Genomic DNA, 307 nt, shown 5'->3' on the forward strand with positions numbered 1-307 from the left:
CCCCCGCCGGGGCGGCCTGCCGCGGGCGGTGGCGGCGGGGGGGGCTGCGGGGGCGCGGGGCGGGGCGGCCACGGCGCCCGCGGCGCGCCGCGGTGTCTCGCACGAGACGGTGCGCAGCCAGCTCGCGGCGATTCGTCGGAAAACCGGTTGTCGGCGCCAGACCGACCTGGTGGCGCTGCTGGCCACGCTTCCCGGCTGACATCCTGCGCCGCATCGCGGCGGCGGCAGGGTCCCGAAACGACGCCCCCCCCGGCCGGGGGGCCGGGGGGGGGGGGCCGGGGGGTGGGGCGGCCCCGCCCGCGGGGTG

General features: G+C 83.7%; 1 protein-coding gene. It reads left to right on the top strand.

The genetic code is table 11. The features are described 5' to 3' along the window. Positions 1 to 199, top strand: a 199-nt coding sequence (locus AC1MIR_RS27820) for a hypothetical protein (protein ID WP_480031409.1), incomplete at its 5' end; no start/stop codon positions are given. Positions 200 to 307 lie beyond the last annotated feature (108 nt).

This window comes from Falsiroseomonas sp. RANM36 (assembly GCF_056682175.1).